Below are 12,037 nucleotides of genomic sequence, written 5' to 3' on the forward strand. Positions count from 1 at the left end.
CTGCACGGCGGCCCGCAGGCTCGGCAGCAACGCCTGGGTGAGGAAGAAGGGCGCGTCCAGGTTGACCGCGAGCATCGTCCGGTACTGCTCGCGGCTGATGGCCTCAAAGGCAACGCGCTCGTACAGACCCGCGTTGTGGACGACCACGTCCAAGATGGGGTGGGCAGCGCGGACCCGAGCTCCCAGCTCGTCTACGTCTCGAGGATCCGAGAGGTCCGCCGAGTAGAGAGACACCTGGCGACCGAGGCCCTGGAGCTCCCCGGCCAGTGCCTCCAGCGACTTCACCGAGCGGTGGGCGTGGAGCGCCAGGTCATAGCCGGCGTGTCCCAAGGCACGCGCCACCGCGCTGCCGATGCGGATACCGGCCCCCGTAATAAAAGCGGTCGCCATGCCAGGGCATCACTAGCAGGGCGCCGCTCAAAAGACACTTGGGAGTGAGATAAAAGAGTACACCAGGAGCCAGATGGCCCCCGGTGTCACGGCTGGACACTAATAGCTGTAGTGGACCGAAGCGCTCCACTCGGGGCCGGAGCTGCGGTGCCAGCCGGAGGAGACCCACACCCACTGCTCCACCGTCTCGTAGCGGCCTTCCACCCACCGCTGGTCGTAGTAGCCACCCCGGCACTGCGTCGTCCCCCGGCGCGGCCTGTAGCTGCAGTCCTGCGGCACCCACACCTGCTCATAGCGGCCGGGGACCCACTGCTGCGTCAGCTTGAGCTCGTAGCGGCCCTGCTCGTTCTGAGGAGGCCTCGGCTGCGCCCCGTGGCGACAGGCGCTGCTGTGGGTGTGCTCATAGCGGGGGGCGCGGCCGTACCGGCGGTCTCGGTTGCCGTCCGCCTGCGCGGTGGAGCCGAGGAGCAGCGCGCCGAGAGCCAGGAAGAAGATGCCGGTCTTGAGGGCCATGTTCGAGTTCCTCCGTCGTGTTGCCAAGTTGCCCTTTCTGACGGAGGACCTGCCCGGACATTCAATTTCGCCCGCTCTGCCTGCCCCGGAGGAGGGGGGCGCACCACTCTTCGGAAATGTCGGGGGTTTGGGTCATCGCGGGATGACCTCGGCGCAGGTGAGGCCCTCGTCCGGGGCGCAGTTCTGTCCGATGAGGCAGCCTCCCGCGCCGTTGAAGTCCACACAGCGCACGGGCCGGCAGTCCACGTCTGTCACGCACGGCTTTCGGCTCAGCGTGCACGCGCCCTGGCTGCAGGTGCCCTGAGCGCAGTCCGTGTCCTGCTGGCAGGAGCAGTAACCCAGCACGTCTCCCTCGGCCACGTCGCAGCGGCCGGAGCATGCTCCTACCTCCTGCCCCGGCGCCCTCACGCATCGCCCACCGCGCTGGCAGTCCGCGTCCCCGCGACAGGGGAGTGAGGGATCCGGCGAGCACTCCGCGTCGGTGCGGCAGCGCGAGCGGCTGTAGGCCACCACTACGTCCGCGCACTGGTAGCCGTTGGGGCAGCCCTGTCCCTCCGAGCAGTCCACGCCACAGAAGGAGCCGCCTCCAGACGCCGTCTCCACGAGGCAGTAGTTGGCACCACGCCCGCACACCTGGATGCCGCCACCGTAGTTGCAGCTCGCGCAGTAGGGGCGGCGGAGCGGGTCCACGTCGCTGTAGCAGCGCGCCCGAGGCTCGCCGGCCGGAGTGCCACAGCGCTCACCGAAGGCACAGTCCCGGTCATCCTGGCAGAAGGACGCGTCACAGATACCCACCGTGCACGCAGCGCGTCCCTGTTCATCCACCGCCTCGCACACGCACGGGGCGTCCCCGCAGCGGCACGCCGTCCCGGGGCAGTCGCCCGAGCTCCTGCAGCCCTCCACGCATGTCGCGCGCGAGGCTTCACACACCTCGCCGGCCTGGCAGTGGAGGTCTGTCGTGCAGCGCCCGCGCGTCAGACAGGTCCCCGTCGAGGTGTCGCAGAAGAGCGCCGGGTCCGCGCAGTCCGCGTTCTTCTCGCAGCCCGCGCGCTCCTGACAGAAACCGGCAGGGTTGCAGAGCTCGCCTGGTAGACAGGCAGCGTCCGTGCGGCAAAGGCAGGCTCCGGAGCCCGGATCGCAACGATAGGCCTCCGCGGGGGAGCCACAATCCGAGGGCTCGCGGCAGTCCGCACCGCTCCGGGTGTCGGAGCAGGCGGCGAGCACCAGCAAGAGGAGCGCGAGGGAGCCGAGGCGGTTCACGGGTCGATCAGCTCCGAGCGGGCCAGCGAGTACGCCGTCCACGCCAGCGGGGACAGCGTGTCGTAGGTCCAGTGGTCATACTGGAAGCGAGGCACCCGGCAGGTGGTCAGCTCCGCTCGGAGCATGGCGCCCGGCGGGAGCGTGGCGCGCAGCGCGTCCAGAGCCGGCGCGGGCATCGCCACCTGGGCTGTTCCCCCTGGCATGATCACCGTCCAGCGCGGTCCTCCCGTGGGGCCCAGCTCCGTGAGGAGGAGCTGCTGCACATCGGGTGTGGCGCCCCCCTCCGCGCGCCACGCCACCGTGCCCTCGAAGTGCCCTCCCGCTGTGGGAGTGGTGAAGGTGGCCAGCGGCAGCATCGGCCCGAGCGCCACCCCTTCGGTCACCGCTCCATTCTGCCGGTGGTAGAGCAGGCTCTGCGGATACGCAGTGGTGCCTCGGAGCAGATCGAGGAAGAGGAAGCTCGAGCCATCGAGCCTCGGAAAGAACGGGAACGTGAGCCACGGCCCTGACCCCGTCACGGACGAATAGAGGCGCGTGCCCGTACCCCAGTTGGAGGGAAGCGGGACGAGCCCCTCCGAGCCCAGATCCAGCCACGCGTAGACCTCGTGCAGCGCGGGAGCTCCTCCCACACTCACGGGGCCCTCGACTGTGAGCGGCGCAGTGACATTCAGGTGCATATCGAGCACCACGTCCTGACCTGCCGCGATCCGGGCATTGGAGGCGCTGATGCCCCGGTGAACGCCGAGCAGGTATGGCTCGAAGTCCGTGCCCTTCAAGACGCCCAGCACGGCGTACACGGCACGCAGCCCCGGCTGAGCGTGCACACGGAAGGAGGCCCCATCCTGGTGCAGCTTCCACGTGTCCGCGGTCCGGTCTCCCACGCCGCCGAAGGGTGGGCCTCCAGCGGGGCTCGATTGGGAGACAAAGACGCGGGCCTCCAGCTCTTCATCTGGCGCCAGGGGCCGTGGGGGCTTGAACCCGAACACCCGCCCCGTGATGACGGCCGTGGGAGGAATCGGCGGCTCACCCGGATTCACTTCGCTCCCGATGCGGCGGAGGAAGACCGTGAGGTTCTCCGCTCGGATGCCCATCACGGTGATGGCGTCGTAGCCCTCCTTGAAGGCCGTCACCCTCTGCGCTCCCGCGAGCCGTGAGTCCGAGAACGTCAGCTGCCCGCGCGCATCCGTGGTCCCCTGGAACGGCGTCGCTGGATCCGTACCGAGCATCACCCTCGCCGCAGGCACCGGCGCTCCGTACGAGCCAAACGAGGAGTCCAGCACCGTGACGTTGAGCGTCCCGGTGAGCGGTGCGCCCGACAGCCCCCCTGGGCCACGCGGATCGAAGAAGGTGAACCCCTCGGTCAGCACAGCTTGGGAGCCTCCTCGCGTCACGACGATCGCCACCGTACCCAGGCTCGAGGATGGTGTGCGGCAAGTGAGCGTGTGGTCGTCCACTCGCTGCACATCCCGCGCGGGCTCACCGCCAAAGGTGACCGTGGCGCCCTCCCCAAACCCCTCGCCTCGAAGCGTGACGAGCGTGCCTCCCGCAATGGCACCTTGCGCGGGCTCGACCTGGCCAAGCATGAGCGGGGCCTCGTACTGGAAGGCCCCGGGCAGCAGGGCCTCGTTCTCCGGGTCGCTCGCGGACCGGACGTGGATGGCACTCGCGTTGCCGCTCGCGCCAGCAGGAGAGGTCAGGTGGAGGCGCGTCTCGCTGGGGATGGAGACGGGCATGGCCTCCAGCGCACCCACGGCCACCCTGGCATCCGGTGGGAGATTCGCTCCATCGAGCAGCGCGTCCGTCCCGCCTTGAGTCGGTCCGCTCGACGGTGTCACGGCTGCCAGGGAGAGCCGGAAGGTGTACCCATCCTGGAGGCTCGCGCTCGCTGTGCCCTGGGTGGCCGTCACGGTGACGATGCGAGGAAGGGCCCCACGTGAGGGGACAGTGACGATGGCGGTGGTGGGCGTCACGGCGCCAGGTACCACGGGCTCTCCGCCAAAGCTCACGGACAGCCCCGGCGCGTCCAGTCCCTGTCCGGTCAGCGTCACGGTGCCGTCCGCCCGTGCTCCCACATGCGGGAAGAGCCCATGCAGCGCGAAGGGCCCAGTGGCATCGACGTAGGTGAAGCCGCCGCGGACCGTCCAGGACTCTCTCAGCGTGACGATGCGCACCTCCACCGCTCCGAGCCTCGTGCCTGGGGGCGTGGTGGCAGTCATGCGCGTGGGGCCCTCCCCGGTGAAGGACGCGGCGGGGACTCCTCCAAAGAGCACGGCAGTGGCGCCCTCGAAGCCCTGACCCGAGAGCACCACCGACGTCCCTCCCGCGAGAGGCCCCGTGAGCGGAGCAACCTCCGTGATGCGCAGGTCCTCGACATACAGGTATGCCCGGCGCAGGAAGCCCCCTCCGCCTTCGCCGTAGACGCGTACATCCACGTTGCCCACTGCGTGGCCTCTGGGTACCCAGGCGCGCAGCTCCGTGGAGGACACGCGGGTGACCTTGGGGCTCGTCGAGCCACCGATGAGCACGCGCGTCCCTTCCTTGAAGCCAGAGCCCGTCAGTGTGACCGCGTTGCCTCCCGCCAGAGATCCGGTCTCTGGGGAGATGGCGCGCAGGGTGAGCGGCTCGAACCAGGTGAAGCAGCCCTCGCAGGCGGCGCGTCCTCGGGGATTCTCCAAGGTGATGCTCGCTGGGCCCGCTGGGCCAGGTGGCGTGCGCAGCTCGAGCAGGGAATCGTCAATGATCTGGAAGTCCCGAACCCGGCTTCCGCCCACCTCGAGCGCCGTGCGCTTCGTGGCCTCGGTGGTGCTGCTCGCCACACCTCGCAGGAACCCGCTGCCCCGCAGTGTGATCCACGTCCCACCGCCATTCTCTCCTCGTGCGGGCAGGACTCCTTGGATGTGAGGTGGAGTCAGAACACCGGCATCCGTGCCTCCATCCGGGGGCCCCGCGTCCGAGGTCCCAGCATCCCCCGTCCCTTGGGTCCCTGCGTCCTGGAAAGTCCCTGCATCCAGACCCGGGCGCTGCTCTCCACCACAGGCCGCGAGCAGGAACAGCACCAGGAAGCTCAGGCGAGCACGCCCGCTCATGGGAGCTCCACCTGAAAGGTGTAGCCGTTCGTCGTGCGCACGGCGTCTCCCGTGATGCGCGCAGTGAGGAGCTTCCCTCCCACAACGCTCGCCGGGAGCGAGACGACAGCCCCCGCTGGATCCTCCGAGCAGCCCAGCTCTGTGGCCCCATCGAAGAGGCACAAGCGCAACAGCCCGCTCGCGGCGGAGTAGTTCGTCAACGAGGCCCTCGCGCTATGCCCCTCAGGCACGGACAGCGTGAAGTGATCCCAGTCCTGCGGACAGATGACTCCTTCCACTGTCGTCCCAAGGGCATAGGGCTTCGCCGTGGCGGAGGTGTCGTTGGGCTCCTGGCGGTCGTCGTCACAGGGGGTGCCCCGCGAGAGGAAGAAGCCAACGTCGTACCGCTGCGCGGGAGCCAGGGTGGAGGCCCGGACGGTGTACGTCCCCGGGGAGGCCGCGACGAACGAGGTCAGCATGTGCCCCGAGGCGAGCACCCGTCCGCTCCCCTCCAGGATGACCGTGGAGAAAGAGGACTCGGCGAAGGGGTCCCCCTCGACGTTCACCCCGAGCTGATCGCCTCGTTGCAACATGATCGCGAAGTGGTCCACGTCTCCCGCACACAGGGTCAGATCGAGGTAACGGCTCGCGCTGACAGGAAAGGCCTCCGCGGCGGAGTCATTCGGCTCGAGCACATCCAGCTGGCAGGTCCGAGACACGCAGGCCCCCGTGCCAATGTCACAGCGCTGGCTGGAAGCGCAGCCTTCATCGGAGGTGCAGGGTGGCGACCGCTCCAGGCATGCCCCCGTCGGCACATGACAGGTCAGCGGCACTCGACAGTCCCGATCCGAGTAGCAGCGAGGCGTGACGGCGCAGCGGCCCGCAGCGTCACACAGGAAGCCAGGGCCACACTCGTCGCTCTCCACACACTGGACGCAGCGGCTCCCAGCGCAGCGCTCGCCCGCAGCGCAGAGTGTGGAGGCGGTCGCCTCGGTGCAACGCGGGACACAGGCGTGCAGCCCCGTGTTGCAGACCTCGGTTGCGCCACAGTCCGCATCCTCCAGGCAGCCGAGGTCCTCCTCGCACACGAGGTTCACGAGGTTGCAGCGCTGCCCGGTGGGGCAATCCTCGCGCGCCCCCGAGGGACAGAGCGTGACGGCCGTTCGAGACTGGCACAGCCCCTGGCGGCACCAGGCCCCCAGCGCGCACTCCGCGTTGCTCGCACACTCCGCTCCCCAGCCCGCGCGCCAGGTGCAGGCGCGGGTCTCCGCGTCACAGCTCTCCTTCAGCCGGCACTGACCGCTCGACTCACACGGCACGCAGAACCCCTCCTGCGCGCAGATCTGTCCGCCGGGGCAGTCCTCACGGCGCTCGCAGGCCAGAGCGGGGACTCCCGCGTCAGGCCGCGGCTCAGGCCTCGACTCCGAGCAGGCCATCCAGACGAGCATGGCCAGCCCCACGAGCCTCGGAACCCTGCTCCTCCCCAGAGCACGAGCGAGTGAGGGAGTCGTCACGGCACCTCCGTGATGATACCCGCGGGCCAGACCACGTCCGCCACGCCCCATGCATCCCCCTGATGTAAGAGCATTCGCCGGAACTCCCCCTTCACCACACCGCGCTCATACACACGCACGGTCACCATGCTCCGAGGATCCACGGCCCCATTCTCCCGAGCGAAGACCACCGCCAGCCGGTAGCTCCCCTCCACCGGCTCGACGTAGCCGAACACCTCCGGTCCATACCCCGTGAGCGCGTCTCGCATCAGCTCCGGATCATCTCCCGCCACTCCAGGCGTCCCCCAGTCCGGGCGCGGGTTCGCATAGTGGCAGTCGTCCGGGATGCTCCCAAGCGCGGCCCCGGGAATGCGCAGCACGTGGAGATCCATGTCCGTCGCCGCGTTGTCCCAGAACAGCTCCACCAGGAGCTGCTGTGCCGGTGCCGCCACCACCCGAGCCTGGGCCGGCCTCACGCTCCGAGCCCCCGCTGCATCCGTGACGTGCAGCTCCACCTCGTACTCCCCAGGCACTGCTGCATCCAACCGCAGCATCGTGCGCGCTGCGCTGGGCTCCGCAATGGACGCCTGCGCCCCCACGGGCCGCGAGCGCAGCACCCACTGGTACGCCAGGGGCGCATCCCCATCCGGATCCATCGAGCCCGCCCCATCGAGCACCACCTCCTGTCCTGGCGCACTCGTCCCCAGCGGCGCTACCGCAGGCACAGGCGCCCGGTTCACGGCGCCTCGCAGTTCCACGATGGCCTCCCGCCGGACCGGATCCGTGGTCCGTAGGAGCACCCCGCCGCTCAGGGCCTCCGAGGCGCCCTCAGGCACCGAGTACCGTACGGTGAGCTGCACCTCCTCTCCCATGTCCACCACGGCTGGCGTCCGTACTGAGCCCACGAGACCGAACGCAGCGCTCGTGCCTGAGGTGAGGCGAAGGTCCTCCAGCACCAGATCCGCTGTCCCTCGCGCGCTCACCGAGAACGAGCGGGCCACGGCCTGCCCTTCAGGGATACGGCCGAAGTCGAGCACCTCTGGCTCCAGCTCCAGTGCCGCCGCCGTCCGCCCTTCCCCCGTGAGCACTACCTCCACCACGCCACGCTCCGAGTCGTCCGTCTCCACCACCAAGGTTGCCCGGTACTCCGCTTCCCCGGGAGGCACGAAGGCAACCCGGATCACCTCCTGCCCCCCTGCCCCCACGCTCTCCGGTGCCGACTGCACCTGGAACGGCGTGTCCGCCTCCTGGATGCCGACGGCGAGCACCCGCAGACTGGCACGGCCCGCGTTGACGAGAGGCACCTCTCCGGAGGCTTCCCTCAGCACGGGCACGGCACCGAGCTCGAGCGCCGCCGGAGGTGCCACCAGCCTGGGACGCACCTGCTGGGCCACCTCGCCGCCACATGCGGCGCACAGCAGCGCCAGCCCAAGCGCCAGCCTCCTCACCGACTGCCCTCCTCGAAGTACCTCACCTCCACTCGAGCCCCCAGCCCTGGAACAGAACGGCCCGCGAAGAAGAGCGCTCCCCGCTCCGGCTCGTAGCGCCAGCCCTCTGGTCCCTCCCGCCGGGGCGTACACACCGTCTCCAGCGCTTCGGCCGGCTGCCCCTCGCATGCCGTGCGATCTACCGCCTCGCAGTCCACCACCGCCTCCTCCGCCACGCCGCAGGGGTAGCGCACGCGGACCTCGAGCGTCTCGGGATCCGGTGCGTGGGACAGCACGAAGGTGCGCCGCAGCCCCACGGCGCTCGTGGCCAGCGCGCGCAGCGTGTCCGCGAACTCGGCGTCGCAGATGCTCCCCACCTCTCCGCCCATCATGCTCGCCAGCTCCAGGTAGCGCCGGCCCGGTGTGGCCCCGCAGCCATTCGCCGGCACGTCGCCGATGATGGCGGACGCCACCACCGTACCGTCATTGCCGATGCCCTGGGCCTGCTCGAAGGCCCGCCAGTACGCGCGCAGCTCGTACGGTGAGCGGTCCTCCTCGTCGGTGACGAAGACCAGGTACAGGAACGCTCCCGGGCGGAGGAACGGCACGGGATAGCGCGTGGCGCAGTCCTCTCGACAGGCCTCGGCGTCACACCCCGCCTCGCACGCGGCGAGCGCCTCGCGCCAAGGTGCTCCCTGCTCCGCCTGCCGCTCCAGCACGAGCCGCGCGGCCTCCAAGCCTGCCTCATACGCGCTGCCCGATGTGCCCACCCGGATGTTCCGAGCGAATGTGCTCTCGAGGTCCGGCGTGTCCGGCGCCAGCAGCGCGGGCTTGCCCACCAGCTCGCCAGGGCGGGCGAAGATGTCCGTGGTGGTGATAGCCAGGCGGAAGTCGATGCTCCCCTGGCGAAACAAGGTGATGAACGCCTGGAAGTTGCGCGCGAGGTTCTCCTGCCGAGGTGCCATCGAGCCCGAGTCGTCCACCACCCACAACACGTCCACCTTCGAGGCGGACCGCTGGGCATAGGTCTCTACGCGCAGCCCTGGCGGGAGCGCAGGCACGAGCCGGTCATCCCGGCAGGCGGTGGCGAGGAGCGCCAGGAGGGTGGCAGCGGCGCGACGCATGGTCACAGGGCAGGTTAGCCAATCCCCCACCCTCGTGTCCGGCAGGAGATGCCTGGCCGCTCCCCTGCCAGGAACCGGCCCTCACTCGACTCCCGAGCGCTTCACCTGGATCCACGCCGCGAGGCGCTCGGGTTCAGGCACGTCCTTGAGCACGAGGACCCTCTCCCTCTGCGCTCCCGTCTGCGCCTGGCTCGTCACCTGAAGGGTGCCCACCCCACGCTGCCGCTGGGGTGCGGGGACTACTTCTTCCCTGGAGGCGTGGTGGGCGCGGCGGGCGTGGCGGCCTTCTGCGTCGGCGGCAGGCCCTTGTAGAGCATCTCCAGGAACATCTCTCCCTTGATGAAGAAGTTGCCCCAGCTCTTGTACTTCTCCGGGACGCCCGCCGCCTTCATCTGCTCCAGCGTCTTGCCCGCATCCCTCTGGGTGCGCACCAGGGCCGTCATCTCCTTCAGCATGGCCAGCGCGCGCTCCATGTCCTCCTTGCCAGCCAGCGGCCCATGGCCCGGGATGACCTTCGCTCCCGGCGGCAGCGTCTGGATGAGCTTCTCCAGGTTGCTGATGTAGCCCTCCACCGTGCCCCCGTTCTCCATGTCGAAGAAGGGGAACACGTCCACCACGAACTGATCGCCGGTGTGCACCACGTTGGAGCCCATGAAGTGCACCACCGTGTCCCCATCCGTGTGCCCCGCCGGGTAGTGCGTCAGGCGGATCTCCTCGCCGTTGAAGAAGAGGGACAGGCTGTTGTCAAAGGTGATGACCGGCAGGCCCTCCTTCGGAAGGGGCGGGATCGGGTTGCCGAAGAGCTTCTGCTCGGAGGCCAGACGCATGCGAACGTTGTCGTGCGCCACGATGCGGCCCTCCTTGCCGAAGGTGGGGTTGCCGCCCGTGTGATCGAAGTGCCAGTGCGTGTTGAGCACGTACTGCAGCTTCCCCTTGCCCAGCTTGGTGACAGCGGCCTTGATCTTCTTTGCCAGCGGGGCGAACTGATCATCCACGATGAGCACGCCGTCCGGCCCCACCGACACGGCGACGTTGCCGCCCTCACCGGTGAGCATGTGCACGTTGCCGGCGACGGGCGCCGTCTTCACCTGGACCTTCGAGAAGTCCTGCTGCTGGGCAAGCGCGAGGGTGGGAACCAGGGCCAAGGCTGCGACGAGAGCTTTCATGCTGGAGTGACTCCAAGGAGTGGACCGCTGCGGGTGGCAACTTACCCAGTCCATTCCGGCGCGAAAGGTGTTTCGCCTCCCTCATGGAACCCCTCCCGAGGAGAACCTTGGAGGTCCTTCTCAGTACAGCCCCATCGTTTTTTTCCTAGAGAACCATTACGCTCCAGATCCTGCTGCCGCGCCCTTTCTCCTGACTCTCCGGAGTTCCCTATGCGCCGTACTTCACTCGCCATCGCTGCCGCCTTCCTCCTCGGGGCACTCAGCCACGCCGCCTATGCGGCCAAGCCGCCCAAGATCGAGGACGGGCTCACGTACCTTCGCTACGCGCTCAACGCCCTCAAGCGCGCCGAGGTGAAGGACAAGGCCACCGCGAGCCGCGACCAAGCCGTCCAGCTCACCGAGAAGGCCATCGAGGAAGTCAACAAGGCCATCAAGGCCAACGCCGAGAAATGATCCGTGAGGAGGGTACCCACGGACTCCCTTTTTGGGGAAAAACCTATTCACGCAACTGGATATCGACTGGGGCGATAACCCCCTACAAGGGGAGGTGCTGCTACCTCCCGCCCCGGGTGAACCGGGCGCTCCAGTCCTTCACGAGGTGTCGTCATGTCCGTTAACAGCGTCGGTGGTGGTGGCTCTTCAAACCGGGCGAGCAACGATCGGGATCGCGACGAGCCCAAGGTCCAGCCCAAGCCGAAGGACCCTCCCAAGGTCGAGGAGACGGCCCAGGCGCAGCAGGGGACCAAGACGAAGAACAAGGCGACGCCCAACCAGGTGAAGGTGGAGGCGGACGGCTTCGAGGCGCAGGGGAACACGTCCACCCAGCGCAGCCAGCAGCAGGCGATGCTCGGCTCCACCACGGCGCCCGAGACGGCTGAGGCCCCCGAGCATGCCCAGGCGGGCGCGCTGGAGAAGCTCGGCCTGACGGCCGAGGACGTGGTGATGGCCGGCAACAACGCCGCGCCGCACCTGGAGAAGGCCGCGCAGGCGGCGGTGCAGGGCAACTACGAAGAGGCCCTTGGGTACCTGAAGGACGCAGCGACCTCTTCGCCGGAGATCGCCGAGAAGGCTGTGCGTGGGCTGGCGGAGAACCTGCCAGACGGCGTCGCGAAGACGCTGCTCACGGACAAGGCGCTCGTTCACGAGCTGATGAGCAACAGCGAGCTGCACGCCTCCGTGGGCAAGCTGATCAAGAACCCCTCGGATCTGAGCGCCGTGCGCGAGCTGGTGGGCAACGATCAGTTCCGTGACGCCACGCTCACCGCGCTGGGCAAGGATCCGGGCGTCAAGGCGCAGCTGGAGCAGCTCGGCCTGACGCCGCAGGATCTGGTTCAGGCGGGCAAGGCAGCCCCGAAGCTGATCGAGTCCTTCGAGAAGCTCCAGGCGGGTGACGTGAAGGGAGCCCTCACGGACTTCCAGCAAGCGGTGGAGGCCGCTCCGGACCTGGCTGCCAAGCTGGGCCAGAAGCTGCTCGACAAGGTTCCGCAGGAGATCAAGGACCAGTTCGCCAAGCTGGGCATCACCGCTGAGACGCTCCAGAAGTCTGGCGCCGCCCTGCCCCACCTCTATGACGCCGCCGACGCGGCAGCGAAGGGCGAG

Annotated in this window: 11 protein-coding genes; 2 read left to right on the forward strand and 9 right to left on the reverse strand. The window is 68.8% G+C overall.

Annotated elements, in window-relative coordinates; genetic code table 11:
• The 9 genes from VD972_RS34095 to VD972_RS34135 all read right to left on the reverse strand — a co-directional run.
• Positions 1-390 (reverse strand): SDR family NAD(P)-dependent oxidoreductase (locus VD972_RS34095; RefSeq protein ID WP_324992980.1); only part of this gene is annotated, 390 nt, incomplete at its 3' end.
• A 99-nt stretch (positions 391-489) separates the two neighbouring features.
• Positions 490-903: a hypothetical protein gene (locus VD972_RS34100; RefSeq protein WP_324992981.1), complete on the reverse strand. Its 414-nt coding sequence runs from the start codon at positions 901-903 to the stop codon at positions 490-492.
• Between the two features lie 132 nt (positions 904-1,035).
• The gene (locus VD972_RS34105; protein WP_324992982.1) at positions 1,036-2,163 is read right to left on the reverse strand and encodes a hypothetical protein; all 1,128 of its coding nucleotides are present in this window, start codon (positions 2,161-2,163) and stop codon (positions 1,036-1,038) included.
• Positions 2,160-5,249, reverse strand: a complete 3,090-nt coding sequence (locus tag VD972_RS34110; protein WP_324992983.1) for an IPT/TIG domain-containing protein — start codon at positions 5,247-5,249, stop codon at positions 2,160-2,162. The genes VD972_RS34105 and VD972_RS34110 overlap by 4 nt, the downstream gene beginning before the upstream one ends.
• Entirely contained in the window at positions 5,246-6,676 is a 1,431-nt protein-coding gene (locus VD972_RS34115) for a hypothetical protein (protein WP_324992984.1), read from the reverse strand. The genes VD972_RS34110 and VD972_RS34115 overlap by 4 nt, the downstream gene beginning before the upstream one ends.
• A 62-nt stretch (positions 6,677-6,738) precedes the next feature.
• On the reverse strand, positions 6,739-8,169 hold the full coding sequence (locus VD972_RS34120) for a choice-of-anchor D domain-containing protein (RefSeq protein WP_324992985.1): 1,431 nt from the start codon (positions 8,167-8,169) through the stop codon (positions 6,739-6,741).
• A complete protein-coding gene (locus VD972_RS34125; RefSeq protein ID WP_324992986.1) occupies positions 8,166-9,278 on the reverse strand; it encodes a vWA domain-containing protein in 1,113 nt (370 codons plus the stop codon). The genes VD972_RS34120 and VD972_RS34125 overlap by 4 nt, the downstream gene beginning before the upstream one ends.
• A 75-nt stretch (positions 9,279-9,353) precedes the next feature.
• Positions 9,354-9,485, reverse strand: coding sequence for a hypothetical protein (locus VD972_RS34130; protein WP_324992987.1), 132 nt, complete (start codon positions 9,483-9,485; stop codon positions 9,354-9,356).
• A 26-nt stretch (positions 9,486-9,511) separates the two neighbouring features.
• A complete protein-coding gene (locus VD972_RS34135; RefSeq protein ID WP_324992988.1) occupies positions 9,512-10,438 on the reverse strand; it encodes an MBL fold metallo-hydrolase in 927 nt (308 codons plus the stop codon).
• A 210-nt stretch (positions 10,439-10,648) separates the two neighbouring features.
• Between VD972_RS34135 and VD972_RS34140 the strand changes: the two genes are divergently transcribed.
• Complete coding sequence (locus VD972_RS34140; RefSeq protein WP_324992989.1) at positions 10,649-10,891, forward strand: hypothetical protein; 243 nt, start codon at positions 10,649-10,651, stop codon at positions 10,889-10,891.
• Positions 10,892-11,044: 153 nt separating this feature from the next.
• Positions 11,045-12,037: hypothetical protein (locus VD972_RS34145; RefSeq protein WP_324992990.1), on the forward strand; the 993-nt coding region annotated here is incomplete at its 3' end.

Source organism: Hyalangium sp. (assembly GCF_035629615.1).
Taxonomy (GTDB): Bacteria; Myxococcota; Myxococcia; order Myxococcales; family Myxococcaceae; genus Hyalangium.

Excerpts from the sequence above, each read along its gene's own strand:
- VD972_RS34100 (WP_324992981.1), bottom strand. The coding sequence starts at position 903 with ATGGCCCTCAAGACCGGCATCTTCTTCCTGGCTCTCGGCGCGCTGCTC.
- VD972_RS34110 (WP_324992983.1), bottom strand. The coding sequence starts at position 5,249 with ATGAGCGGGCGTGCTCGCCTGAGCTTCCTGGTGCTGTTCCTGCTCGCG.
- VD972_RS34115 (WP_324992984.1), bottom strand. The coding sequence starts at position 6,676 with ATGCTCGTCTGGATGGCCTGCTCGGAGTCGAGGCCTGAGCCGCGGCCT.
- VD972_RS34135 (WP_324992988.1), bottom strand. The coding sequence starts at position 10,438 with ATGAAAGCTCTCGTCGCAGCCTTGGCCCTGGTTCCCACCCTCGCGCTT.
- VD972_RS34140 (WP_324992989.1), top strand. The coding sequence starts at position 10,649 with ATGCGCCGTACTTCACTCGCCATCGCTGCCGCCTTCCTCCTCGGGGCA.